Annotated in this window: 19 protein-coding genes; 1 reads left to right on the top strand and 18 read right to left on the bottom strand. The window is 62.0% G+C overall.

What is annotated here, in order from left to right; all coding sequences use genetic code 11:
- Positions 1-8 precede the first annotated feature (8 nt).
- The 4 genes from NFJ07_RS02340 to NFJ07_RS02325 form a co-directional block, all read right to left on the bottom strand.
- Entirely contained in the window at positions 9-1,244 is a 1,236-nt protein-coding gene (locus NFJ07_RS02340; protein ID WP_269992211.1) for a glycoside hydrolase family 1 protein, read from the bottom strand.
- 158 nt (positions 1,245-1,402) lie between these two features.
- Positions 1,403-3,193 carry a beta-glucuronidase gene (gene uidA / locus NFJ07_RS02335; RefSeq protein WP_269992209.1) on the bottom strand — a complete coding sequence of 597 codons (1,791 nt, stop codon included), beginning with the start codon at positions 3,191-3,193 and terminating at the stop codon, positions 1,403-1,405.
- A gap of 82 nt (positions 3,194-3,275) precedes the next feature.
- A complete protein-coding gene (locus NFJ07_RS02330; protein ID WP_269992661.1) occupies positions 3,276-4,547 on the bottom strand; it encodes an MFS transporter in 1,272 nt (423 codons plus the stop codon).
- Complete coding sequence (locus NFJ07_RS02325) at positions 4,544-7,546, bottom strand: glycoside hydrolase family 2 TIM barrel-domain containing protein (protein ID WP_269992208.1); 3,003 nt, start codon at positions 7,544-7,546, stop codon at positions 4,544-4,546. Before NFJ07_RS02325 ends, NFJ07_RS02330 begins: the two co-directional genes overlap by 4 nt.
- A gap of 100 nt (positions 7,547-7,646) precedes the next feature.
- Here NFJ07_RS02325 and NFJ07_RS02320 point away from each other — a divergent pair, with 100 nt between their 5' ends.
- On the top strand, positions 7,647-8,297 hold the full coding sequence (locus NFJ07_RS02320) for a TetR/AcrR family transcriptional regulator (protein ID WP_269992207.1): 651 nt from the start codon (positions 7,647-7,649) through the stop codon (positions 8,295-8,297).
- A gap of 141 nt (positions 8,298-8,438) precedes the next feature.
- On the opposite strand, the gene NFJ07_RS02315 is transcribed toward NFJ07_RS02320, so the two are convergent.
- The 14 genes from NFJ07_RS02315 to NFJ07_RS02255 form a co-directional block, all read right to left on the bottom strand.
- The gene (locus NFJ07_RS02315; protein ID WP_269992206.1) at positions 8,439-9,485 is read right to left on the bottom strand and encodes an alpha/beta hydrolase; all 1,047 of its coding nucleotides are present in this window, start codon (positions 9,483-9,485) and stop codon (positions 8,439-8,441) included.
- Between the two features lie 36 nt (positions 9,486-9,521).
- A complete protein-coding gene (locus tag NFJ07_RS02310) occupies positions 9,522-10,613 on the bottom strand; it encodes a phosphotriesterase family protein (RefSeq protein WP_269992204.1) in 1,092 nt (363 codons plus the stop codon).
- Positions 10,614-10,634: 21 nt separating this feature from the next.
- Entirely contained in the window at positions 10,635-11,465 is an 831-nt protein-coding gene (locus NFJ07_RS02305) for an ATP-binding cassette domain-containing protein (RefSeq protein WP_269992203.1), read from the bottom strand.
- A complete protein-coding gene (locus tag NFJ07_RS02300; RefSeq protein WP_269992202.1) occupies positions 11,462-13,276 on the bottom strand; it encodes a dipeptide/oligopeptide/nickel ABC transporter permease/ATP-binding protein in 1,815 nt (604 codons plus the stop codon). Before NFJ07_RS02300 ends, NFJ07_RS02305 begins: the two co-directional genes overlap by 4 nt.
- Complete coding sequence (locus tag NFJ07_RS02295; RefSeq protein ID WP_269992201.1) at positions 13,273-14,214, bottom strand: ABC transporter permease; 942 nt, start codon at positions 14,212-14,214, stop codon at positions 13,273-13,275. Before NFJ07_RS02295 ends, NFJ07_RS02300 begins: the two co-directional genes overlap by 4 nt.
- Positions 14,215-14,286: 72 nt before the next feature.
- Positions 14,287-15,840, bottom strand: coding sequence for an ABC transporter substrate-binding protein (locus NFJ07_RS02290; protein ID WP_269992200.1), 1,554 nt, complete (start codon positions 15,838-15,840; stop codon positions 14,287-14,289).
- A gap of 282 nt (positions 15,841-16,122) precedes the next feature.
- Positions 16,123-16,893, bottom strand: a complete 771-nt coding sequence (locus NFJ07_RS02285) for a glycoside hydrolase family 3 C-terminal domain-containing protein (RefSeq protein WP_269992198.1) — start codon at positions 16,891-16,893, stop codon at positions 16,123-16,125.
- On the bottom strand, positions 16,821-17,402 hold the full coding sequence (locus NFJ07_RS02280; protein ID WP_269992196.1) for a glycoside hydrolase family 3 N-terminal domain-containing protein: 582 nt from the start codon (positions 17,400-17,402) through the stop codon (positions 16,821-16,823). The genes NFJ07_RS02285 and NFJ07_RS02280 overlap by 73 nt, the downstream gene beginning before the upstream one ends.
- Positions 17,403-17,535: 133 nt before the next feature.
- Positions 17,536-18,054, bottom strand: a complete 519-nt coding sequence (locus NFJ07_RS02275; RefSeq protein ID WP_269992195.1) for an NAD(P)-dependent oxidoreductase — start codon at positions 18,052-18,054, stop codon at positions 17,536-17,538.
- Between the two features lie 215 nt (positions 18,055-18,269).
- Positions 18,270-19,751, bottom strand: a complete 1,482-nt coding sequence (locus NFJ07_RS02270) for a glycoside hydrolase family 43 protein (protein WP_269992194.1) — start codon at positions 19,749-19,751, stop codon at positions 18,270-18,272.
- Positions 19,751-22,060: a glycoside hydrolase family 3 N-terminal domain-containing protein gene (locus NFJ07_RS02265; protein WP_269992193.1), complete on the bottom strand. Its 2,310-nt coding sequence runs from the start codon at positions 22,058-22,060 to the stop codon at positions 19,751-19,753. Before NFJ07_RS02265 ends, NFJ07_RS02270 begins: the two co-directional genes overlap by 1 nt.
- A 78-nt stretch (positions 22,061-22,138) precedes the next feature.
- Positions 22,139-22,432, bottom strand: coding sequence for an alpha-L-rhamnosidase C-terminal domain-containing protein (locus NFJ07_RS25995; RefSeq protein WP_442865280.1), 294 nt, complete (start codon positions 22,430-22,432; stop codon positions 22,139-22,141).
- Between the two features lie 81 nt (positions 22,433-22,513).
- Positions 22,514-23,749, bottom strand: coding sequence for a family 1 glycosylhydrolase (locus NFJ07_RS02260; protein ID WP_269992192.1), 1,236 nt, complete (start codon positions 23,747-23,749; stop codon positions 22,514-22,516).
- 179 nt (positions 23,750-23,928) lie between these two features.
- Positions 23,929-24,498 carry a TetR/AcrR family transcriptional regulator gene (locus NFJ07_RS02255; RefSeq protein ID WP_269992191.1) on the bottom strand — a complete coding sequence of 190 codons (570 nt, stop codon included), beginning with the start codon at positions 24,496-24,498 and terminating at the stop codon, positions 23,929-23,931.
- Between the last annotated feature and the right edge of the window lie 833 nt (positions 24,499-25,331).

The raw sequence follows: 25,331 nt of genomic DNA, 5'->3' as shown, positions 1-25,331 counted from the left end.
TCACCCCTTCAGCGGCTGGTGGTCAGGGCCGTGGGTAGCGCGCCGTCGCGGGCGACCTGGCCGAACCAGGCCAGGCTCGGCTTGGGCCGGCGCTCGAACGTCTCACGGTCAACGGCGATCAGCCCGAACGTCGGCGCCCAGTGGCCCCACTCATAGTTATCCAACGCGCTCCAGTGCAGATACCCCCGCACATCGATGCCCTCGCCCATGCACGCAAAGAGGTGCTCCAGCGCCGTCGTGGTGTACTCGATCCGGCGACCGTCATCGGCCGTCGCGATACCGTTCTCGGTCACCATGACCGGCACCCCGCCGGTTACCTCCCACGCGTGGCGCACCGCAATACCCAACGCATCGGGACGGTACGCGTTGCCCACGAGCGTGTTCTCCGGGTGGACGGGGTGGGGCACGATCCCCTCAGCCGTGACGTCCTGGCTGGTGTAGGACTGCACCCCGATGAAATCATCACCCCGGGCACCCTCAAGGAAAATGTCCTCACGGATGTAGCGGACCTCCGCCAGCTTCTCCTCCCCTCCGGGGCGTGCGACCAGAGCCTGGTTAGCCACCGACCAGCCCACCGCCGCGCCGGTGCGCTCCCGGATGATGCCCCGCACCGCGTGGTGCGCCTCCACGAGCCGGCGCGCCACATCGGCCTCCGGGTCCGGCAGCACCGGGCGGGCATCGCCCTCAACGGTGGGACTCATCCAATCCGTCTCTTCTTCCTGCCCCTGCGCCTGCTCCATTGCCCGAGCCATCGTCGTCATCAGGGCCAGCATGTTCGGCTCGTTCATGGTCAGGACCCACTTCACGTCATGCAGGATCTCCGTCACGGCCTCCACATAGAAACGGAACCGCTCGATCGCCCCGTCCGCCATCCAGCCGCCCTCCTCGGCGAACCACCGGGGACTGGTGAAGTGGTGCAAGGTCACAACCGGGGTCAGCCCGAGTCGCTGCGCCGTCTCGATCATCCGCCGGTAATGGGCAAGCTCGGCCCGGGAAATATGACCGGGTGCCGGCTCGATCCGGGCCCACTCGATACTGAAGCGATACGAATTCAGCCCGGCACCGGCCAGCAACGCCATGTCCTCCGCATAACGGTGGTAGCTGTCCACAGCGTCGCCGCTGCGCTCCATCCCGGGCTGCTTCTGCTCACTGTCCCAAAAATCACTATTGACATTGTTCCCCTCAATCTGGTGCGCGGCAGTCGCCGCCCCCCACAGGAAACCATCAGGCAAGATCGTCGTCATTGAGAAGCCCTTTCGCAGCTCAGCATGAATCTCGAAACCGGTTGCTAAAACCTACCACAAAATAGAAAGCCATTGCTAGATTCACCGGGACTTCGCGACACATTCTGCGCCTACAGTGCCCGTTCCGACCCGCTCCTTCGGCGATTGGACACTTACCATTACTGGGTCTTTGGCTTGCTGTTGCCGATGCTTGTCCACCGTGCCCGAAGCGTGTGCGCTGCAGCCTTCGGCTTGCGATCCCGCGTGAATACGCCCTTTTTGTTGCCGTCGACACGATGAATCGCAGGCCCCGTTTCGAAGTCGGCGAAGTTCCACACTTGCTCACCGACCATGGCAGGAATCCGATCGAAGACCCTGTGGTTCATCTCGAGGAAGGCACTCTGATACTCCTCCGACCAGGGCCGGTCCCAAACTGAGTGCATGCCGGTGAGGGTGTCGGCGCCGTACTCGGACATCATCATGGGCTTACCGAACTTCTCCGCCCACCGTTGCAGCTCGCTCTCGAGGCGAGGTTCGGCGGACGCGAGATCGGCGATGTCGATGTACCAGCCGTAGTAGCGGTTGATCGAGAGCACGTCGAAGAGATCAGCTATCTTGTCGGTGTCCGGCATCGCGAACATGACGATCGCGTACGTCAACGGTCGGGTTGGGTCGAGTTCACGGGCGAGCTTGACCAACGGCTCGAAGTATTCACGCGCACCTTCTTCGTTCGAAGACGGCTCGTTGGCGATGGACCACATCACCACACTGGGGTGGTTCTTGTCCCGAGTAATCAGCTCCCTGAGGTGCTGGGCGTGCGCTGCCTGAGTCTCGGCGCCGTACGTCTCCGGCGAGAAGGTGGGCTTCTGCGGCATTCCGGTGAGGCCTGCGACAACAGCCAGGTTGAGTCCAACGGCCGCGGTCTCGTTGATCACGACAATGCCCTGGCGGTCCGCGAACTCAAGAACTTCTTCCGCATAGGGATAGTGCGAGGTGCGGAATGAGTTTGCACCCGCCCATTCCATCAGCTGAAAATCGTGCACAAGGTAGGCATCGTCATGACCCTTGCCCCGGACTGCGGTGTCTTCATGCTTGCCGAAGCCGGTGAAGTAGAACGGCTCGCCGTTGATGAGGAACTCTGCGCCTCGCACCTCGACAGTGCGCACACCCACGGCGAGCGGATAGGAGTCGACGACGGCACCGCCCTGGTGGAGTTCGACGTCGAGCGTGTAGAGGTATGCCGAGCCCGGCTGCCACAGTGTGACGTCCTGGACGTGGAGTACACCAGAGTCACCCGAACCCTCGGCAACCACGGTTCCCGATTCATCTGTCAGCCGGACGTGGACGTCTGCGTCGCCGGTGGTCTCGACTGTGTAGTCGACTGCTCCGACCGTGCCTTCGTAAGTCGTAGTAACCGTTACGTCGGCCACCCGTACGGCTGGGACACTGACGAGCGAGACTGACCGGGCAAGGCCGGCATAATTGTAGAAGTCGTGCGAATAGCTCTGCGTTCGCTTCCCGTTCGCCGCCACAGTGATGGTTCCGGGGGGAACGGTGACATTCGTGAGCTCATTATTGACAGCAACCGTGAGACGCACCTCTGTGCCTGCCTGGGCGACCTCGGTGATGTCGATCTCGAAGGGTGTGTAACCTCCGACATGGCCACCCACAAGCACGTCGTTGACGTACACGCGGGCCTCATGGGTCGCCGCGTCAAAGCGCAGGAAATGGCGGTCCCCGCTCCACGAGCGAGGGATTCTGACCTGTCGCTGGTACCAGACCCAGCCAACATGATTTCGAATCGCGGAATCGACGAACAGGTCGTTGTAACTGGACGGGACAGCCGCTTCCAGCTTCGTGTCCAGCAGTGATGCCCATGGCTGCCTATTGACGGATGCGTCGGTGGCAAAGCGCCAGAGACCGTCCAGGCTGAGCAGTTCGCGGGTGGCGGTGGTTCGGGGCTTCAACATTTGGGTCCTCCAGGATGGTGGCGGCTAAACCCGCCATGACTTGAACTGCTTTGGGATGGAAGCCGGCACATAGTTTGCCGGGCTAGGGTGAATGACGAACGCCCACAGAGATGGTGAGCCCGCCAGCAACGGCGAGCATAGCCGAGAACAGACACAGTGCCGTGAAGTTCTGCTCACCCGCGGAGGATCCGAGAGCGAGGATGACCGGTGCCAGAATCGGTGCAACGACGCCGGGGATCTTCTGCGAGAACGCCGTGATGGCCATGTATCTGCCGGCTTGAGTCTCGCGGTGTGGCAGCACATCGAGAACGAGTGCCTGCCCGACCGAAGAAAAGACGGCGATACCCAGAGAGTTCACCACACTGCCCACTAGAAGCCAGGTGAGCTCGTGCGCGAAGGCAGATATGACCGCTCCCCCAGCGAAGACAATCACGGCAACAACAATGTAGGGCCGGCGACGGTGCATTCGGTCGCTGAGCCAACCCGCCCCGACGGAACCGAGGGTGGCCGAGATGATGCTGAGAGCCGAGGTGAGGCCAATGACAGACGCCACGCCTGAAACGGGGAGCCCGAGTCTCTGGGCGAAGAAGTACACGGTGAAGCTCGTGGTCAGCGTGAGGCCTAGGAAGAAGATGAAGCGCCCCGCCCAGGCCCACGCGAAGTCGGGAAACTCTCGCGGGGAGAAGGTGTAGCTTCTGAACACATGGCCGATGGAAAGGCTCTCCGTATGGGTAAAGCGCCGCGAGTCAGTCTCTGGGGCACCGAAAACGAACAACACAATTAGAACGGTGCCGATGGCGGCGGGGACGAGGAACACCAGAAGGATTTGCTTGCCCATGAGTCCGACCAGAAGTATCCCAATGACCGGGGCAAGCTGCATCGTCATCCCTGTGAGGCCGGAGACTCTTCCCCGCTGGTGCTCGGGAAGCTGATCCGCCTGCCAGTTGCCGATCGATCCGGCGGCGGTGCCCCAACCTATGGTCGACAACACCCAAGCGAGTCCGAGCACTGGAATCGATGGCGCGTAGGCCATGACGGGCACCGAGGAGAGGCCCACGAAGACTCCGATCACTGTGTACGGACGTCGCCTACCCCAACGTGATCTTGTGTGATCGCTCAAAACACCGCTAACCGGCGCAAACACAAGGCTCGCCGCAGAGCCGATGCCTAGGATGTACCCAAGCACGTCTGCACGGTTCGGGGCGAGATCTTCCAAGCGCAGGGCGAGTGAGTACGCCATGGGAACAATCATCGCCATCCCGCAGCCAAAAGTCGCAAGCAGGAGAAGGAGCACTGTTCGCCGCGGCACCCTCACCAGGCCATGAACGGGCGAAAGCACCTCCACTGGACTCATGGCGCGCCCAGCCCGAGGGTCCAGTTCCATGAATAGTGGCTGCTCGACAGCCTGTGCAGGGGACGCGTATCGGGGCCGAGCAGCGCAGTCCCCACACCTCGATGTGCAACATCGAGGTGGACCACAGTGACCTCGGATTCAGGGAGTTTCCACCAGTGCGTGGCAGCCTCGAGCTGCTCAACCGTATGCCGTGAGGCGCTGAATGACACCGGCGCATCCGTCTCCACCCGGGCGAATCCGGGCGCCCCAATGAACTCAAGTGATGTGGTGCCCCCGCGTGTCCCGTTCTCTTGCGGCCGCACGTAGGGAACGGCCAGGCTCTCGACGGTTCCCGACCAATTCCCCAGCAACGCTGCATCCCTGCGGTCCGGGTAGTTTTCCCACGGACCAAGCCCCACCCACGACACATCCCGGAACCCCGGGACCAGGGTGAACTCGATGCCCACGCGCAGTCCGTCCCTGGTGTCCGGCGGCAATGTCACATCCTCCGCGAAGAAATATCCTCCGTCTATCGCGGAAATGGTGCGTCGATGTATCACCGGGTCCCCGAACGCAGTTCGGTAGCCCAGAACTGTCTGGGTTCCCGATCCGGCCTCCTGGACCTCGGCACTCTCCAACTCGAGGGAAAAGAACCCGGAACGGATGAATCGCTGGTCGAGGGAGAAGGACTTGTCGTTGTCCACCAGCGCCCGCCACAGGCAGAGCCGGGGAGGAACGGCCAACAGTGGATGTGCGATATCGCCTGACGCGTCAACGTGCGCCGGGCCTTTCGGCATCGCTAGAACCGGGATGGTGCGGGGAAGCGCGACCTGCAGCACAGCGGCTTCTGTCCCGGCGGGCCCCCACGGAGCATCCTCCTTGAGTGTCAGGGTCAGTGTGACACCGAGCGCGTCCGGTTTCCGGGCGTGCAGCGCAACGTGTGCAGGCAGCTCAATGTCAGCTTCGGCACCTGCAGGGACGTCAGCAGTCGCCACAGTGGTTTCTCCAAGCGGACCTGCCGCTGTATCAACATGTACGGTGAGCGTAAAGGCTCGCAGGTCGGCAAAGGTCTGACGATTGCGCAGCCGTAAGCGGCCGGCTCGGGCCAGCTCGCCGCTGGACACAATCTTCACAGGGCTGAAGATCCCGCGCGCCTCCAAGAGCGCCGGTTTGGGCCGCAGGTCAGCAAAGACGATGCCATTCAACACCGTGGCACCGTTGGTGGGGGCGTCACCGAAGTCTCCCCCGTACCGGAATCGGCCATCGCCGTCGGGGTCCAGGGCATGGTCCATGAATTCCCAGATGAACCCGCCTTGCAGGCCCGGCAGGCGTTCGAACAATTTCCAGTATTCGGCCAGCCCACCGGTCGAATTTCCCTGCGAATACGCATACTCCGAGAGGATCACAGGCCTGTCGGCCCGCTCATCCCGCGCAATGGATTCAAGGCTGGCGAATGAGGCATACATCGGGCAGATGATGTCGGACGCTGCGTGCCCTCCATGCCAGTTGGTCGAGACCGCGCCCTCATAGTGGACTGGCCGGGTGGGATCGGCTTTCCGCACCCAGGCTGCGGCGGCGTCATGGGAGGCCCCATAGCCTGACTCATTCCCGAGCGACCAGGCGATCACGCATGGATGGTTTCTGTCACGGCGAACCATCCGCGCCACACGATCGACGATTTCCGTCAGATAGTGAGGGTTGTCGGCGATGGTCGACGCAAAAGCGTGACCCTCGACGTCGGCCTCGTCCACGACGTAGAAGCCGAGCTCGTCGCACAGGTCCAGGAAGGCAGGATCATTCGGGTAATGCGCCGTCCGAATGGCATTCACGTTGTGGCGCTTCAGGAGCGACAATTCCGCCAGCATGCGCTCGCGAGAGAGCACGCGCCCTGTCCGCGGATCAAAATCATGCCGCGCCACCCCCTGGACCATGATCCTCCGGCCATTCACGAGCAGGTCGCGCCCGACGATGGCCACACGGCGGAAACCGACGCGCATGCCAGTACTGTCGACAACGGAGCCGTCCGCGTTGATGAGCTCCACGGTCAGATCATAAAGGGCGGGAATCTCGGCGGACCATGGCTCAACGGCCAGGTTCTCCATCGTGATGATGGCAGTGCCGGCCGCTGAAACCGGCCCTTGGTGCGCCTGGCCGAACATATCCGCAGTCGCCCGGAACTCCGGCGGCGTCGGGGCACTCGCGGCCGTGATGCTCAGGAGGTCCATAAAATCGTCGGGAAGCCGCTGCTCGGGCCGCACGGATCGGTCTGTGGCAGGCGGCGGCAGGGTCGGGGCGAGAATCCGCCCGGATACCGGAACCACGTGGGACGTTTCGAGGAACCGCACCCGAACGTCGTGGCCAGTTTCGGCCAGCGCAGCGAGGGTGTCCGCCTCGGCGAGGATTTCGAGTCGGCCCAGCCCGCTCTCAGAGTCCCAATCCGCGACGATCAGCAGGTCCGAGAGCCGCACCTTCGGGACCACAATCAGTCCCACCGACCGGCTGATTCCCGACTGCCACCACTGGTCCTGGTCCTCGAGGTAGCTCGCCGAGGACCACTTCGCAACGCGAAGTTCAAGCTGGTTGGCGCCCTCGACGAGGTGGTCCGTAATGTCGAACTCCGCCGCCAAATGGGAGTCGGAACTGCTTCCGATGGCTTTGCCGTTCACCAGGACGCGCAGGTGGCCCTCCGCTGCCCCTACGTGAAGGATGACACTTTCATCCACCCCGCGGTCAACCTCGAACTGGCGCCGGTATACGCCTATGGGGTTGTCCGCAGGAATGATGGGGGGAACCTCGTCGAAGGGCATCGGGACGTTCGTATAACTCGGCCTGTCTTGAGCGGACGTCATTGTCCATAGACTCGGAACGGTGACCTTGGTCCAGACGGTAGCTGGCTCGGGGGACAAATCGTTCGTAAGCGCAAAGTCCCACGTTCCATCCAGTTCGATCGAGAACGAGCGCTGTAAGGCATTCATCGCAAGTCGGCCGACGGCGTGGAATCCTGAATAGTCAATTGTCATGCTGCGTCCTCGCACATTTCCTGAAACTGGGAATCGATTGCTAACTTGCCGTAGAGTATCATGAAATTAGAAAGCACTTACTAGATTCGGGAGATATGAGATGCAAGAACGCAAACGCGGATCCTATGCGAAGTCCGCCGAGGTTCGCAGGGGCATCGTGGAGGCCTGCATGTCGACCTTCGGCGAGTCGGGTTTCCATGGCGCCTCCATGGCGGAGATCGCGCGGCGGGCGGAAGTGAGCCATACCGGGCTCCTGCATCATTTCCCCCGCAAGGAGGATCTCCTTAGCGCCGTCTTGCAGCTGCAGGATGAGCGAAGCGCCGAAGTCCTTGAGGCCTATACCAAGTCCGGCCTGCAAGGGGATCCGATTCTGATGCTTCGAGGCATGGTCGTCTCGCTGGATACGCGAGTGCGCCTGGTCGGTCTGACCGAGCTCGCCGCAGTTCTGACTGCCGAAGCGTCCAACCCGGCGCATCCGGCACATGAACATTTTCGTGATCGTTATGCGACGATTCGCCGCTTTATGACCCGTATCTTCCAGGAGCTGGCAAATCGTGGCGAATTGGACTCCAGGACGCCCCCGGCCATCCTCGCCGCGACGACCATCGCCGTTTTGGAGGGCTTGCAGACGCAGTGGCTCTACGATCGGGACGGCGTTGACGTCGATGGTGCAATCAGCGAATACCTCGCAGGGATCATTCCGCGCTTCGGGACCTCGGAAGCAATAACGGTTCGTGAGGGCCAGAAGTAAGACTGATGGCAATCGCCGTCGGCCACCCCAAGGGCTGATCCGCCGCGACAGCCGCTTAGTCGCCGTCTGGGGTATCACCCACCGGGGACCGACCGATAACTGAATCGGCCGGTCCCGCAGCGGGCTGTACACCATACTCAACTACCGGGTCGGAGCCGTCGTCTGTGCCGCCGCCGCCACCCACGCCGCTTCGATGAAGTTCCGGACGGTTTCGACCTGTTCGTGATCCTCCGGTGCGTGGCCTCCGAATCCCCCGTGTGGAGCCGCCTCGAAGACGTGGAGTTCGGCGTGAACGCCGGCTTTCAGAAGCTTGCGATGCAATCTCACCGTGTCGGAGAGCAGGAAGTCCCTCGTGCCGGAGATGAGGATGGTGGGCGGGAACTCTGCCGTGAACTCGCCCAGGAGCGGCGAGATATAGGGGTTGAGTACGTCGTCGTTGGTGGCGTAGAAGTCCGCCAGGGCGCCGAGTCCGTCGGAGGTCATTGCGAAGCGCTCCGTCTCGTGGGTGTCACCGGACATCGTAAAATCCACTGCCGGCGAATAGAGAACCGCCGCGGCTGGCAGCGGGAGTCCTTCGTCGCGTGCACGCAACAGCAGCGCAGCGGTGAGGTTAGCACCGCCCGAGACCCCACCAACAATGATCTGTTCAGGCCTGCGGATCTTGAGCAATTCGCGGTAGACCGTCATGCAGTCGTCGAGTCCTGCTGGGAACGGGTGGTCCGGGAGCATCCGGTAGTCCATGCCCCAGACGCGAACTCCGTAGCACCCGGCGGCGAATCGCGTGGACGTCTCTGCGAAAACTCCGCCGCCTTCGGTCATCCCCCCGCCGTGGATGTTGAAATAGATCCGTTCGTCGTCTGCGTTGTGGCCCTCTGGAGTGGCTACATACGCGACCGCCGTTCCGAACTCGAGCCGTTCAAGCTCGCTCTGCCTTTCGGGTATGACAAGGCCTGAAGTTGCCAGGGCAATCGCGGTGATTGTCCCGTCGTCGGCGGCCGCGCGCTGGGCTTTGAAGGCCGCCCAGCCTTCCACATCGCTCGGGTCCAGCATGGTTTGCGCCGGGAGCACTGCGTGCATCGCCAGAGCAGCCTGCGCCTCGGGGCTGATGGTGGACGGGAACGGGATGTTGCGTTCTGCCATGTGGGTGCTTGTCGGCATGGCGCCGCCAAATGGTGATTGCATGCTCATGTCTGCTCTCCTTTAGTGTTGGTGCCGGCTCTGGCGTCAGTGGGCAAGGATCCGGGCCGGATTGTCGACGACGAGCTGTCGATAGACTTCGTCGCCGAATCCGAGTTGTTTGAGCATCGGTGGCACAAACTGACCAAATTTCGTGAATCCGTAATAGCCGTAGGACTTCCCGTGGGACTTGGTGCCGTTGTCATGGCCCATGACGATGTGCGAGCCGTAGCCCGCGCGCAACAAATCCACGAGCCCCTTCAAACGGTCGTAGTCGCTTGGAAGTATCGAGACGGTAGATGACCAAGAGTCGAAGCCAATGTTGACACCATGGTCCAGGACGGCGCGCTGCAGCTCGGTGGACACGTTAAGAGCGACGGACATGTCGTTGACATAGCTTTCCAGGGCACCCCACGGACGCAGGAACGAATCCATATGAATCATGACGAGCCGATCGGGAATCATCCCGGTCGAAAGGGCGATTTCCAATCCGGTGAGAACCTGGGCGTGTGACATGGGGAATGCCGTATGGACATGCAAACTCAGCCCGGTTTCGGCGCTCACCCGTCCGAGTGCCCGAAGTGTCCTGACCTCTATCTCATGTAGCTCGGCCGCGGGGTCCGTGGCTGAGAGGGCGCACTTGAGGAATCCAGGCCGGAGGCTCGTTGCACCCACGCCCCGCGTGACTTCCTTGGTGAAGAAGGCCACCAGATCGTCCTCGCTGTAGTTCAGAAATTCTGCTGGCCGCGCGTCGGCGACGTACAGTCCCGTCGCGAAGACCACGTGCACGTCTGCTTTTTCCGATGCCGGCAGCAGGTCACGGACATCCCCGCGGAGTCCGATCGGCGATGCGTCACACACCGCATTTCCACCGATCTGCTTGAAATAGCCCAGCTCCGCTGCCGTGTACTCAATGTCCCCAGCAGTCACGCATTCCGGGGAGGAGGCGTAGCCACCATCGCGTAGGAACGCCATGTTGTCCGGCCGCAGGGCGAGCAACTCCGGGGAGATCTTGGGGGCACCATATCGGGCCATGAGGGCCGCCATCAACGAGAAGTCCGCATTTAAGTGCTCGTGCATTGATGTGTAGCCAAGTTCCTCGGGCGCTATGTCGCCCCGAACTGTCGTGATAATACTCATGTTCTCTCCTCGCTTTTAGTGTTACCCGTGTTGCGCACGGAAAAGTTTGCGCTCTGCACGGCGCTTTTGCTGTGTGACCGGATCGGCAACCGGCGCCGCTAGGAGCAGTTGCTGAGTGTATGGGTGCTCGGGGGCGCGCGTCACAACTTCGGCGGCTCCAGTCTCGACGATGTCCCCGCGGTATACGACGCTCACGCGGTGGCTGATGTGGCGGACCACCGCTAGATCGTGCGACACGAAGAGGTAGGAGACTCCGGTGCGGCGCTGGATGTCGATCAACAGTTCCAATACCCGCGCCTGCGTGGACAGATCGAGTGCGGATACCGGTTCGTCGCATACGATCAGACGCGGTTCCGGCGCAAGGGCCCGCGCGATCGCGACGCGTTGACGCTGGCCTCCGCTGAACTCCCTCGGGATGCGGTCTGCCGCGTCTCTTGGCAGGCCCACTTGATCAAGCAACTCCTGCACCCGGCGACGCGCATCGTGCCGGCTCGCCCCCTGTACGATCAGCGGCTCACTGAGGATGTCACCGACGGTGAGTGAGGGGCTGAGCGATGAATAGGGGTCCTGGAAGATGACCTGCAGGTCCTTCGCCAATGCACGGCGCGTAGCGGCATCGGCGTGTGTGACATCTCGCCCATCGAAGTGGATCGTACCGCCTCTGGGCTTTACAAGGCCCAGCACAGCTCGGCCGATCGTTGACTTGCCAGAGCCGGATTCGCCAACCACCCCGAGAGTCTCCCCACGGCCGATGGCCAAGGAGATGCCGTGCAGCACCTCATATGACCGACGACGAAGTCCACGACCCTGGTAAGTGACTCGAAGGTCACGCACGTCCAGTAGAGCGGTCATCGTTTTGCACCTCCAGCTAGTTCCAAGGTCTCAACCGGAGGATCTTTCCGATGGGACGTCTCGTCAAGAATTGCGTTGAGGAGCTTCTGCGTGTATTCATGCTGAGGCTCCCGGAACACATCGAACACATCTCCGGTCTCGACGATCTGCCCGCCATGCATCACACTGATGCGACTGCATATGTCGGCGACCACACCGAAGTTATGCGTGACGAGCAGAACTGCCATTCCCAATTCCTCTTGTAGATCGCGCAGCAGGTCCAGTATTTCGGCCTGGACGGTGACATCCAGCGCAGTCGTCGGTTCGTCGGCGATCAGCAATTTCGGGTTGCTAGCCACGGCACCTGCGATCAGAACGCGCTGCGCCATGCCGCCCGAAATCTGGTGCGGGTAGGCCCCGAACGTTCGGATCGGTTCGGGGATTCCCACACGTGCGAGCAGAGAAAGCGCACGTTCCTTTGCCGCCCTCGCCGAGACGCCAGTCGCAGCTCGAATGCCCTCAACCAGTTGGGCTCCGACCGTGTACACAGGGTCCAGGTTCGACATCGGCTCCTGCGGAATGTAGGCGATCTGTTTCCCTCGGATCCTTCGCAAGTCAGTCTCCGTCATGCCGATCAATTCACGCCCACCAACGCGGATTGAACCGCTTCGGACGACAGCCTCAGGGGGTAGCACTCCCAGGATTGCAAACGCAGTCTGTGTCTTTCCCGATCCGGATTCGCCGACAAGCCCCAGTGTCTCTGCGGCCTCGATCCGAAGGTTTACGCCGTGTACGACGTCGTTGAGTGAGCCGTCGGGCCTGGGGTAGGCGATGACCAGATCTGTAACTTCCAGGAATGGAACTCCTTCGTTTCCGGAGGGCTTACCTACAGTCGAAATCTTGTTCTGCCCAGCGGCTCCGGCCTTTGCGTCAACCTTCTGGCCAATCTTTGCCGGCTTCGGCTGTGCTCCCTGCATCGCGTCCCGCAATGCGTTGCCGAAGAGAACCAGTGCCGCGTTGATGATGCCAAGCAAGAGGCTGGGCCAGATGTATTGCAACGGATCAATGTAGAGGTTGCGGAATCCATCGTTGATCATTGCGCCAAAGCTGGGCGTCTCTTTTGAACCGACGCCAAGGAAGGCAAGCCCTGCCTGGATGCTGATCGCTGACCCTGCCATGAAGGCCGCCGCGATGATGACAGGGCCGCGCACCGCCGAAAAGACGTGACGGACGAGGATGCGGATCGTGCTAACGCCAGAAACCCGGGCTGCATCGATGTAGAGCTCCGACTTCACGCCCACGACTTGGTTCCGCACGATGCGGTAGATGCCAGGTGACAGCATCACACCAAAGATTGCCATTGTGATCCGAAAATCACCGCCAGTGATGGGCAGAAGCAGGATCAGCACGAGCATTCCAGGGAACGTCATGATGAGGGCAAAAACCCACTCCGTGATGCCCCGGAGTCGGTCGAAGTACCCCCCGACAAGCCCGAACACCGAACCAATGCCGATCGCAATAGTTGTGGAGATCACCGCGGTGATGGAGCTGGTGTTGATCGAATGGAGGAGTCGTGACCAGATATCACGTCCGTACTGATCCGTGCCCAGTGGATACCCCGGAGAGTTGAACGGTGAATTGATGCTCTCCAGCCGCACTGTGTTGGGCCCGTGCCCGGTTATCCACGGAGCAAGAACGCCGAGGAGGACAATAATGAAGATGACCCCACCTGCAATGGAAGACTGTGGATCCTTCAACAGCTTTTTCCAGAGCGGTGTGCGGCCCTTGGCCGCCGGCAGCGCTGACTGTTCAGTTGCGGTGTCGTTGCTCAATAGACTCGTGCCTTCGGGTTAAGCCAGCCGATTCCCAAGTCGGCCAGAAGATTGACAGTGATTGTCATGAGGGTTCCAAACACAGCGAGTCCCATGATCACCGGAATATCACCAATCAGCGCTGAGTTGAATGAAAACGTCCCGAACCCTGGCAGGGCGAATACCTGCTCAATAATGAGCGCGGAACCAAACATGGCAAGGAACTCAAGGGAGAAGACAGTCAGGGCCGGACCGGCCGAGTTGCGGAGCGCGTGGCGCAGGATGATCGAGTTCGTCGGGATGCCCCGCGTGCGAAGGGTCCGTACGTAATCCTTGCGCAGTTCATCGATCATGCTCCCTCGCACTTGCGAGGCGATGTTGGCAGCGCCACCAATGGAAAGCACCGTGACCGGAATCACCACCGAGGCCAGCCACAGACCAGGGTCTTCGGAGAATGGCGTGAAGCCTGTCGCCGGCAACCACCCGAGATTGACCGCAAAGACTACGACGAGCGCAATCGCCACCAGCAGGCCGGGCACGAAATGGCCGACAAGCATGATCCCCTGGGTGATCTTGTCAGCTGCGCCCGCGCGGCTGGCCGCGAACACACCCAGCACGACGGCGCTGAGGGTCGAGATGATCAGTGCTGGCAGGACAACTGAGAGGGTGACGCCGAGCCGGGCGAAGACGGCCCCCGACACGGGTTCCTGCGTAAACAAGGACACCCCGAAGTCACCGTGGAGCACGTTCCAGAGCCACTCGCCGTACTGGACCATGAGCGGCCTGTCAAAGCCCAGCTGGACCTTCACAGCGGCGATGGACTCCGGCGTCGCTGCCTGTCCCAGTCGGCTCGAGACGATACTCTCGAAGGAAAAGCTGAGAAGCCAAAATGTAATAAAGGTCATGACCAACGTGAGCACGAGGCCGACTCCTATGCGCCGCAAGGCAAAAGAGAGCATAAGTTTCTCCGAATCAAAAGGGAGGATCCGGGTGCGCGCCGCCGTCAAGGGCCGCGCACCCGATCCTGCGCATTAGGCTGCGACGGCGAATACGCGCAGGCTGCTCAAGTTCATCGGCGAGGTACCGACATACTTGTATCCCGGTGCGGCCGCAAAGAGCTGTCCGTTGAAGGCCAGAGGCGCGTCCCACGCGTTCTCCACGGCGAAGGTGTTGATCTTCTCGTAGATCGCGGCCTGGCGGTCAGGGTCGATGGTGATTGCTGATTCGGCAACCAACGGCGCGAGCCGCGGGTCCTCGACATGGAATGGATTGAGGTAACCCTTGGGCGTGAAGTGGCTGTTGATAATGGTCGCACCAGGGGAGACTCCATCGACCCAGAGGATCATCGGGTAGGAGGCGGAGGTGATAGCCTTGCTCGTCTCCTGGGGTGGGATGGGGTTCCAAGTGACCCTGATGCCGATATCTGCCAGAGCCTGGGTGATCAAGGGCTCGAAGGTAGGCGTGTAGACGAGGCTCGGCATCTTGACATCGAAGCCGTTCGCATAGCCGGCCTCCGCAAGCAGCTTGCGCGCGCCTTCGGGGTCGTGAGGGTACAGCGAATCCAGCTTCTTGACCGATCCCGGGAAGAAGGGAAAGAACAGCTGGGACGTGGGCGTTCCCAATCCCGCAAGTGCCGACTTGCCGATGGCATCGCGGTCGAATGCCATGTTGATCGCTTTACGAACACGAAGATCGGCCAGCGCTGGCTGGATCGTTCCCGCACGGTCGGCGATGAGCAGTTGGAAGACCGAGGTAACGTCCAGTTTGGTGAATGTGAAGTTCTGCTTCTTGAACGACTCTTGCGACGTAGGGGCGATGGTCGATACGTCAATCTGGCCTGAACGCAGGGCGTTCTCGACGGCTGTGGTGTCGGCCATAACCTTGAGAGTCACGTTGGCGAAGGGGAAGGTAGCGGCGCCCCAGTAGTCGTCCCGACGCTTGAGCACATAGGTTGCCCCTGCCGTGGTCTTGGCCGTGTCGAGGGTGTAGGGACCGCTGCCCACCGGGTTGAGCTTCGTTGAGGCATCCCTGGCAGTGGCGGCATCACTGATGATGCCACACCGCGCCGTGAGGTAGCGCAAGAGGTTCGGGTCCGGCGTGGTCAGTTTGATGACAACCGTGGCGTCATCAGGCGCGTCTACCGACGCAATGTTCAAAGCCTGGAATTGTCCCGGGCCAGGCGTGGTTTTGATCCGCTCGAGGGAGAATTTCACGTCCTTGCTTGTCGGAACCTTCCCATTTGAGAAGAGCAAGCCCTCGCGCAAGGTGAGGGTGAGTGTCTTCCCATCTTTGGAGTAGTCGAACGATTTTGCGGCGTTCGGAACGATCTTCCCCTCCGCGCTTGTCAGGAGCAGGGTGTCGTAGATCGAGCTCCAAAGGAATGAGTCGCTGCCCTCCGAGAGCGCGACCGGGTCAAGCGAACCAGGCTGCTGCATGATGGAAATACTGAGGTCTTGCTTCTTGGCAACCCTGCTGGCAGCGCCACCTTTGGGGCTGCAGGCTGTGAGTGCGAACGCAGTGGTCGCGAGCATACCTGCGACCACTTGGCGCCGGGAAAACGTTCCTATTGTTTTGTTTTGCTGCATGTGAGCTCCTTCGGTCAAGACACGCTTTTGTCGAGGAGATTCCTCGTCACTAACGCGAGTTAACTGTGATTTTGATTACTTGTCAATCGGTTGCCGTGAATTGTTGTCAGCGCCGTAACATCCGTACACGAGTGTTTCAAGTCACGGGCTGCCCGGAGCACCCAAGGGCTGCAGGGCGCGCTCAATGGACAGCCCTGAGGGGGCGTGAACACATCCCTCTGGGAAGGTCACACGTCCGACGCCGGCACGACGTCGACCCGTGGCTCGTGCGTGTGAGCCGGACTACTCGTCGTATCGGAGTCCGTGTCCGAATGTGAAGAGTGGATCCACAGTGTCGAAAGGAACGTCTTCTCGACTCCCCTCGACCGCCGCCATCGATCTCGGAAGGTCGAAAGGCAGCTTGCCGAGTGGCTTCGCGGCACCGAAGAGCACGTCAACAAACGGCGCGTCGTCGGTCCCGTATGAGCCAGCGAGAACCAGCGCCTTCAACGGGGTCAAGATCGCCGGGCGCTCAAGGAATACATCTACAACCGTCGGAACGAGCTCGGCTATCGCATTGACATGCGCCACCACTTCCGCATCGAACTCGAGACTGCCCATGTGCATGGAGCCCAGGAACCCGCGAGCGGGATCGGCCCCTGACGGCGCGGTGAGCCGCAGGACAGCGACATCCGCTTCCTCCGGGGACTCGACAACCGCGGCCACACCGTCGAATGCGGCAACGTCCATTCCTTCGGCATATACCTTGATTCCGGGTCGAAGCGGAAGCAGTTCGTCGCTCGGCTTACCGTTCTTCAAGAGCGTCACGGATGATTGTTGCGCGCGGCGGCCCGCCTCAACGTTTTCGGGCGAACCGATGACGATCGCGGCCGCCGATTCTTCGACGAAGCGCCCACCATCGAAAAGACCCAGGCGGAACTTCTCCCGCAGGAGGCGCCGAACCGACTCATCCAGGCGGGACTCCGGAATTCGTCCGGCCTTCACGACGCCGAGGAGCACATCGGTTCCGTTCTCGCCGCCGAACTGGTCAACCTCTGCACCTGGCGCGCCCAACGCGGCTCTGTTGTGAGGTCGATCTGGGGATGCAGGGCAAGCCGGATCCCGCCGGCCATGTACTCCCGTCGGGTCACGTCGCCAAATTGTTCCGCGACCGCCTCGTCCCCGATCGCGGCGATGCCGATCGGCTCTGGCCAGCGGGAGAACGCCGCGGACTCATTGCCTGTCAACGGATTATCGGTCACTGCGTGCCGGGGGTCGGACGAAACAGTCACGGGGATTCCCAGGGGGTGTTCCAACGCTATCCGCTGCACGCGGTTGTGCCATTCAGCCAACTCGCGCCCTGACTTCGGCGAACCCTGAAGGAGGAACGCCGTGATGTGACGGTCACGGATCAATTCTCCAGCGGCAGGGCGTCCGTATTGGTCCCGGGACTCGGGATTGGCCAGCCCGGTGGAAGAGTGGAAGATCAGTCCAACCTTGTCATCCAGAGTCATGCGGGAGAGCAGATCGGAGACGCGCGCCTCGACCTCAAGCGCCGCGTCGCTGTAGGGGTAATCCGCCATCAGGGATCCTTTCCAATTGGTCTGCCGGAAGGTCAGCAAGCAAAGGCTCGACGCGTCCTGCAGTTCAAATAGTTCAATGAATGGCTGACAACCGATTGCCAAAAAGGGTCAGCCGATGCTTCCAAAGTGCATCTCACGCGCGAACGCGCGATTGCCTCTGGGTAACGGCGTGCTGGAGGGGCAAACCTCGCACAAACCGCGCAACTTCGTCGGCGACGAGATCCCCGAGCGCGAAGCACTCCGTGCCCCCGGCGCCCGCCGCGTGGCCCGTATGCAACACGTAGGGCAGATGGAAAAGCGGTGAATCACGCTCGGGCGGCTCGGGCCAGGTGACGTCAAGGATCGCAACGAGATCGGGACGTTGGCCCAGCGCGTCGACTAACTCAGGTTCACGGAGAATGGCACCCCGCGACGTATTGGTCAGCGCGGCCCCCGCGAGCGGCGCATGGACGCCGACAACGGCCGACTGCGCCCGCCGCCCATTTTCCAGATCTCCCCCGGCAAGATGCAGATCCAAACCCAATTCAATCGATTCGAGGCCGGATTCACAGGCAAGATCGATCTCGTGCGCTTGGAGGGTGACCGGACAAAGCCCAGCCCGTGGGCGTGCCGGCGCACCGCGACCCGATGCCAGACCAGTTGGATGCTGCACTTCGTTGTACCTCCAGGATTGCGACGCCAACAGGCTTGGGCACCCCACGAGAAACACTCTACAGGGATAAGCGTACATATGTGTACGATTCTTTCGGCGCGGCACGGTCAGTCCCCGATCGCCCAGTAAGGAGGCCCCGTGTCACACGACTCATCCCCGACGCGATCGGCTCTGCGCGAGCTCGGCTCGCTGACTCACCCACCCGGTCAGTTCGATCACAGGAACGCGCCCTCCGGCGTCGGCGTGTAGCGAAAGGAGCGCAGCACCGCCGACTCTGCTTTCCCGGTTACCGGTTCGACGCCGACGACGCGTCCGGTGAAGCCGCCGGCGACCTCGGTGGTGAAGTAGCGACCGTCCACCGTGACGAGCGACTGCCAGCCGCCCGCCCCCTCTACCCCCAGTTCGACGAGGTCGGGGGCGCTGGCCCCCATCGGCCCGGGCGCGGGGATACGGACGCGAATGCCCACCGTCACCGGGCCGGACAGCGGGCGGGGGATGCTGGCCAAAACGGTGTCGACAGGCCCGATGACCACGCGCGCGTCGACGGATATTTCGCCTAGCTCCACCGCGGCCCAATGGGACTCATCCATTCTGATCACAAGCCGCCCAGAGCTTCCGCGCAGGTCGGCCGTTGCGGTCCATGACGGGTGTTGCGGGCGGATGGCGAGCAGTGCCCGTATGCCAGGGCGATCAGCAGGCGTGACCACGACGATTCCGTCGCTCACCCGGCGCGTGATTTCCCCCGGGTGGATGCCGGGGGCGATCCAGCGCGGGTCCAGCACGCCATCCGCGAAGTCTTCAAGAAACTCGGCCGTCTGATCCGGAACCGTGTACCGGTCTTCGTCGATGAGGGGCCACCCGTCTCGCCAGGTGACGCCGGCGAGGAACGTTTCACGGCCGTTCGCGTGGAACCGTGGCGTCCGCCCCCGAGGTCTGACGCCCAGATAGACGACCGCCCATTCGCCGGTGGGCGTCTCGACGAAGTCGGCGTGACCTGTGTTCTGCACTGGATGCGCCGTGCTCCTGCGGGTCAGGATCGGGTTGGCCGGGTTGTTCTCGAACGGTCCATCGAGCGACCGCGAACGGGCGATGGTGACCATGTGCCCGCGATCCGTGCCGCCCTCAGCAAGAAGCAGATACCACCACTGGCCACGTCGAAAGATGTGTGGAGCTTCCGCATGAGCCAAACCGGATCCGCCCGAGATTCGTCGCGGCGGCGAGAGGAGTCTGCCGCTGTCCGGATCGATCTTGGCCTGCATGATCTGTGTCTCACCAAAGCCTGCCGACCACGTGATGTGGCAGGTGCCGTTGTCGTCCCACACGAGGTCGGGATCGATCCCCACCGCCTCTGGCACGTGCACCGGGATGCTCCAGGGCCCTCGCGGATCAGTCGCCGAGGTGATGATGTGGCCGGACGTAAACTCGTTCACGTTCGTCGTCGTCATCCAGAACCGGCCGTCGTGAAAACGGATGGTGGGCGCGTAGATGCCTGATCCACCCTGCGAACCATTGAGGCTCAACATTTCAGGGCGATCCAAGACACTGCCGATCTGCTCCCAGTGGAGCAGATCGCGGCTGTGGAAGATCGGGACCCCCGGCAGATACTCGAAAGACGAGGCCACGAGATAGTAGTCTTCGCCCGCCCGGCAGATCGAAGGGTCTGGGTGGAATCCGGGCAGGATCGGCGTGATTGACATCAGGCCTCCACCATAAGGGTCGTTGTCCTAAGGTCAGCGGAACTGCGCCCCACCGAGATCGTGAACGAGCCCGGCTCGGCGACATGCTCGGTCAACTCGACATTCCAGAACGCGAGCTGCGCCGGCTCGATGGTGAACCGCACGGTCATCGTCGCGCCCGGCTCGAGGGTCACACGTTCGAAGCCACGCAGTTCGATCTCGGGCCGCGGAACCGAAGAGACGTCGTCGCGAATGTACATTTGCACGACCTCGCTCCCCGAGCGGTCCCCGATGTTGCTGACTTCGACGCTGACCACCGCCGATTCGCCGAGCCGGATGCCGGAACTCTCAAGCACAGGTTCCGAAATGTCGAATGTCGAATAGCCCAAGCCATGGCCGAACGGGTAGAGCGGAGTCCGCTCTACCTCGACGTATGGATACAAGTTCGCCGAGGTGTGACGGTTGTAGTAGACCGGGAGTGAGCCGGCCGAGCGCGGAATGGAGACGGGCAGGCGCCCGCCGGGCTCTTGGCTACCGAAAAGCACCTCGGCCACCGCGCGGCCTCCCTCCTGGCCCAGGTACCAACCTTCGAGGAGCGCATTGGCCTTCTCGGCAAGCCGGGTGACGGCCAGAGGACGACCGTTGATGAGTAGGGCGACAACCGGCACGCCCACATCGAGAAGCGCCTCGACCAATTCGTCTTGCTGCCCGAAGAGTCCCAGCTCGCTCCGATCTCCGGGGTAAGCGGCCCGGGTGGTTTCCCGCGTGATCGCGGGGTGGTCACCCACCACGAGCACGACGACATCCGATCGACGCGCGACGTCGACGGCCTCCGCGATGCGACGCCGGTTCTCCTCGGCATCCTCCGGCACGATCGGCATACGGCCCGGGCCGTATACACCGGCGTCATTCGCGATGAGCCGCACACCTTCCGCGTACTCGACAATCACAGACGTGCCGCCGATTGCCTCACGGATGCCTGCGAGCACGCTGACCCCCGAGTCGGTCTCGCCCGAGTAGTTGCCGTAGTACACCTGATCAGCGTTGGGCCCAATGACGCCAACTCGGAGAGCCTGTGACGGGCTGAGCGGGAGCACGCCGTCGTTGCTGAGTAGTGTGAGGGAGCGGACTGCTGCTAGGTGCGCGAGATCGCGGGCCTCGGGATCGTTGTATTCAACGTTCTCCAAGCGCGCAGTCGGTCGGTCGAAGAGTCCGGCCTCGAACTTGAGCGCAAGCAACCGCGACACGGCCGCATCGACGAGTGCCTCGTCGACACGCCCCATCCGAACCTCGGCAGCAAGCTCCGCGTAGCCATCACCGTCCGCGAGATCAGCATCGACACCGGCGCGCAGGGCGATCCCGGCTGCCTCCCCCAGGTCGGCCGCGACCCGGTGATTGGAGACAAGACGCTCGATAGCACCGTAGTCGCTCAGATAGGCACCCTCGAAGCCGAGCAGTTCACGGCCGATGCGCTGCAGCAGGTCGCGGCTGGCATGGGCCGGCATCCCCCCGACCTCGTTGTACGACGGCATAATGAATGCCGGATCTGCCTCTCGCACGACGTCGGCAAAAGGAATGAGGTATGTCTCGCGCAGGGAACGCTCATTCGCTGGCGCAGGAGAAACGTTGACACCGCCCTCGGGTGTGGCGTGCACGAAGTGCTTCAAGGTTGCGAACATGCGGTCCTCGGCCAAGGGGCGGGAGCGGCCCTGCAGGCCGCGCACGACGGCGACCCCCATCCGGCCCGCCAGGAACGGGTCTTCACTGAAGAACTCCTCAACCCGCCCGTACCTCGGGTCGCGGGCAAGATCGAGCACCGGGCTGAGCGAGATCAGTGACCCGACAGAGCGGGCTTCGCGCGCCACGACGGTGAAAATCTTTTCAACCAGGTCCTCGTCCCAGGTGCTCGCCAGCGCAGGGGGAATCGGAAAGACGGTCGCCCCGGCTGCGACGAACCCGTGGCCGGTCTCGTCGTGGAAGAAGGCAGGGATTCCGAGCCGAGTGTTCTGCAGGAGATGCTCCTGCATCTCATTCACGAACTGGATCGACTCTTCGCGGCTTCGATGCCAGCGTTGTTGCATGAACCCCTCCATACCCATCGCATCGACGGGGCGGCCGATGAATCCGATGCCGTCGGGGAACACGTCACGGGCCTTGTCGGCGTCGATGCGCCCTTCGGGTGTCACGAACCTGAATTTCGCGACCCAAAGTGATCGCAGTTGCGCGACCTTCTCATCGAGAGTCATCCGTTGAACGAGGTCGGCGACCCGGTCTTCGATCGGCTGGGTGGCGTCCTTATACATCGGCACGTGGTACGTGGGGTTTTTCATGGTTTTCCTCCTGCTGCATCCGCGCAGCGAAACAATCAAATGGGGGTAGCTAGCGTCGGCGTCCGATAGCTGTTGGCTCTACGGGCTGAATTTGGCTTCTCTATGAGCTCTGGTCGTTTCACCCACCGTCCCCGTCGATGCCAGCTCATGAAATCCAGGACCCAATTCGTGCTCTCCCCCGTGGGGTGTGCGCACCACAGCAGCTGTTCCGGCGGGCACATCTACCGTGATCTGGAAGGCGCCGTCGGTCATCGTCCATTGAGTGCGGATCAGACCGAAGGGCGACAGCAACTCCGCCGGGCAAGCGTCAATTCCTTCCCCTGGAACCGGTGCAATCAAGAATCGTGAGTAACCGGGTTCGAGCGGTCGCAGCCCGGCGACCTACTCATGCAGGAACGTAATGACGGCGCCCTTGGAGTAGTGGTTGAGCAAGTCATGTGTCTGCCTTGACCTTTAGTGGTTGGAAACCGGCACGCCGGGCAGCGCACCGTCGCGGGCCACCTGCCCGAGCCAGGCCAGGCTCGGCTTCGGGCGGCGCTCGAACGTCTCACGGTCAACGGCGATCAGCCCGAACGTCGGCGCCCAGTGGCCCCACTCATAGTTATCCAGCGCACTCCAGTGCAGGTACCCCCGCACATCGATGCCCTCCCCCATGCACCCAAACAGGTGCTCCAGCGCCGTGGCCGTGTACGCGATCCGCCGCGTGTCATCGGCGGTGGCGATGCCGTTCTCGGTCACCATCACCGGCACTCCCCCGGTCACCTCCCACGCGTGGCGCACGGCGATGCCCAGCGCATCGGGCCGGTACGCGTTGCCCACGAGCGTGTTCTCAGGGTGGACGGGGTGGGGCACGACCCCCTCAGCCGTGACGTCCTGGCTGGTATAGGACTGCACCCCGATGAAGTCATCACCCCGGGCACCCTCAAGAAAAATGTCCTCACGGATGTAGCGGACCTCCGCCAGCTTCTCCTCCCCGCCGGGGCGCGCCACCAGGGCCTGGTTCGCGACCGACCAGCCCACGGCGGCGCCGGTGCGCTCCCGGACAATGCCCCGCACCGCGTGGTGCGCCTCCACGAGCCGGCGCGCCACATCAGCCTCCGGGTCCGGCAGCACCGGGCGGGCATCACCTTCAACGGTCGGACTCATCCATTCCGTCTCCTCACGCTCCCCCCGGGCCCCGGCCATCGCACGCGCCATCGTCGTCATCAGGGCCAGCATGTTCGGCTCGTTCATGGTCAGGACCCACTTCACGTCATGCAGGATCTCCGTCACGGCCTCCACATAGAAACGGAACCGCTCGATCGCCCCATCCGCCATCCAGCCGCCCTCCTCGGCGAACCACCGGGGACTGGTGAAGTGGTGCAAGGTCACAACCGGGGTCAGCCCGAGCCGCTGCGCCGTCTCGATCATCCCCCGGTAATGCGCCAACTCGGCCAAGGAGATATGCCCGGGCGCAGGCTCGATCCGGGCCCACTCGATACTGAAGCGATACGAATTCAGCCCCGCACCGGCCAGCAACCCCATGTCCTCCGCAAAGCGGTGGTAACTGTCCACCGCGTCGCCGCTGCGCTCCATCCCGGGCTGCTTCTGCTCACTGTCCCAAAAATCACTATTGACATTGTTCCCCTCAATCTGGTGCGCGGCAGTCGCCGCCCCCCACAGGAAACCATCGGGCAGGGTCGTCGTCATTGGGTAGCCTTTCGCAGCTCAGCATGAATCTCGAAACCGGTTGCTAAAAACTATCACAAAATAGCAAGACCTTGCTAGATTCGTTGGCAGGTCCCACAAACAACTTCGTCCCGATTCCATCGAGGCGTTTCCACCCGCCGTCAGCCACGTCCTCACTCACAGCAGAGACAGCTAGGCCGCTACTCCCCCGCAGTGCGGAACAGAGCCCGGTGCAGCATTCCTCGCACCCTGGGAATGAGATCCATCTGGCCCGATTCCCGAATTTCGTTTAGCGCCCCCGAATGCATGGCGAATGAAATCATCAGGTCTTCAAGGCGAACCCCTCGGTGCACGATTCCGGCTTCCAGGCCTCGCTCAAACAAAGGCTCGAACGCTGCACTCGTCCTCGACGACAGCTCCTTCAACCACTCCATGTTTGCTGTCGTGAGCATTTGAGCAAGGCCGCGGTCAGCCTGCTGCTCCCCCAACACGAAGTCGTACAACGCGACAACCCCACTTTCACTGGAATGCAGTTCGGCCGCTTTGTTCTCAATCAACGACACGTTGGCTTCGTACACCACGGCAGCAAGTTCTTCGCGAGTCGCGAAATTGCGATACAGCGTTGTACGACTGACGTTCGCCGCCTGCGCGATCTCTTCAAGAGGAACGTCGTGGCCATGCTCTGCAAAGGCCGCGCGGGCGGCTGCCACCACCCGCCCTCTATTGCGTGCCGCATCGCTGCGGAGTTCCCGAACATTGCTCTCAACCATGCTGAAAGACTACCTCGGCGATTCGTTCATGAGTGCACGTTTAATTGCTGTGCACGTGGGGCTTTCAGCAGGCCTTTGCCAAAAACAGATTCACCCGGCTGGGATGAACGGGTCGGAGAGCTCACGAGCAATCGCTGTCACCGTGGTTGGCGAACTCAAATCCGCGCAGCAAGCCTCCGAGCCGCCGGTTGGATTCCGATCGACCACTACCAATAGCGCGGAAGCAGTTACCGGAGGATGCAAAAGAGAGGCCTGTACTCCAGATATGTCGATGAACCGGTGACGCGGCTCTGTCGCATCGGTCATGGCTTGAGCTACAACTCGTTCAGCTACGGCGATCTCGAATTGGGCGCAGCCGAGGTAGACATCGTTGACAAGGTCATCGAAACTACCGCAGAATCGCCTGCGGCCTCCGCAACTTCACCAACTTCAGACTCAGATGCCTACTCGCAGCCGGCGGCCATCGCCCCTACCGGATCAAACAGACCAACCATGCCCAATTGCGAGGGGCCGATTGCATCCGGCCGCACTTGCAGTCCACTTTCATCGGAAATGCGATGGATCCGGGAAGCGGGAGGAGCAATACTTCGAAAATATCCGTAGCAGCCAGGAACAAACTGAAAGCAACTTCTAGTCCGCAGCCAATCCTGTCGCGCCGAAGAACCATTTCGACCATTCAGCCGTAGTTGGCTCAAGTTCCTTGGACCACCTGGGTTGCGCCCCAACGTTAGCGATACATAATCAGCGGACCAAACTCACTCTGTTGCCAGCGTTCTCACCAGCCGCCGTACTCCGAGATACTTGCCTGCAGTCAGGTACGCTTTTGCCGTGGC

The sequence above is a fragment of the Arthrobacter sp. B2a2-09 genome, from assembly GCF_027587375.1.
Taxonomy (GTDB): domain Bacteria; phylum Actinomycetota; class Actinomycetes; order Actinomycetales; family Micrococcaceae; genus Arthrobacter.
The sequence above is the reverse complement of the archived record's forward strand: the minus strand, read 5'-3'. Positions and strand labels throughout refer to the sequence as shown.

What these genes read in the sequence shown, in the direction of transcription:
- NFJ07_RS02265 (WP_269992193.1), bottom strand. Translation starts at nt 22,060, where the DNA reads ATGAAAAACCCCACGTACCACGTGCCGATGTATAAGGACGCCACCCAG.
- NFJ07_RS02260 (WP_269992192.1), bottom strand. Translation starts at nt 23,749, where the DNA reads ATGACGACGACCCTGCCCGATGGTTTCCTGTGGGGGGCGGCGACTGCC.
- NFJ07_RS02255 (WP_269992191.1), bottom strand. Translation starts at nt 24,498, where the DNA reads ATGGTTGAGAGCAATGTTCGGGAACTCCGCAGCGATGCGGCACGCAAT.
- NFJ07_RS02270 (WP_269992194.1), bottom strand. Translation starts at nt 19,751, where the DNA reads ATGTCAATCACGCCGATCCTGCCCGGATTCCACCCAGACCCTTCGATC.
- uidA (WP_269992209.1), bottom strand. Translation starts at nt 3,193, where the DNA reads ATGTTGAAGCCCCGAACCACCGCCACCCGCGAACTGCTCAGCCTGGAC.
- NFJ07_RS02280 (WP_269992196.1), bottom strand. Translation starts at nt 17,402, where the DNA reads ATGGCGGATTACCCCTACAGCGACGCGGCGCTTGAGGTCGAGGCGCGC.
- NFJ07_RS02315 (WP_269992206.1), bottom strand. Translation starts at nt 9,485, where the DNA reads ATGAGCATGCAATCACCATTTGGCGGCGCCATGCCGACAAGCACCCAC.
- NFJ07_RS02330 (WP_269992661.1), bottom strand. Translation starts at nt 4,547, where the DNA reads ATGAGTCCAGTGGAGGTGCTTTCGCCCGTTCATGGCCTGGTGAGGGTG.
- NFJ07_RS02320 (WP_269992207.1), top strand. Translation starts at nt 7,647, where the DNA reads ATGCAAGAACGCAAACGCGGATCCTATGCGAAGTCCGCCGAGGTTCGC.
- NFJ07_RS02305 (WP_269992203.1), bottom strand. Translation starts at nt 11,465, where the DNA reads ATGACCGCTCTACTGGACGTGCGTGACCTTCGAGTCACTTACCAGGGT.
- NFJ07_RS02290 (WP_269992200.1), bottom strand. Translation starts at nt 15,840, where the DNA reads ATGCAGCAAAACAAAACAATAGGAACGTTTTCCCGGCGCCAAGTGGTC.
- NFJ07_RS02295 (WP_269992201.1), bottom strand. Translation starts at nt 14,214, where the DNA reads ATGCTCTCTTTTGCCTTGCGGCGCATAGGAGTCGGCCTCGTGCTCACG.
- NFJ07_RS02340 (WP_269992211.1), bottom strand. Translation starts at nt 1,244, where the DNA reads ATGACGACGATCTTGCCTGATGGTTTCCTGTGGGGGGCGGCGACTGCC.
- NFJ07_RS02325 (WP_269992208.1), bottom strand. Translation starts at nt 7,546, where the DNA reads ATGACAATTGACTATTCAGGATTCCACGCCGTCGGCCGACTTGCGATG.
- NFJ07_RS02310 (WP_269992204.1), bottom strand. Translation starts at nt 10,613, where the DNA reads ATGAGTATTATCACGACAGTTCGGGGCGACATAGCGCCCGAGGAACTT.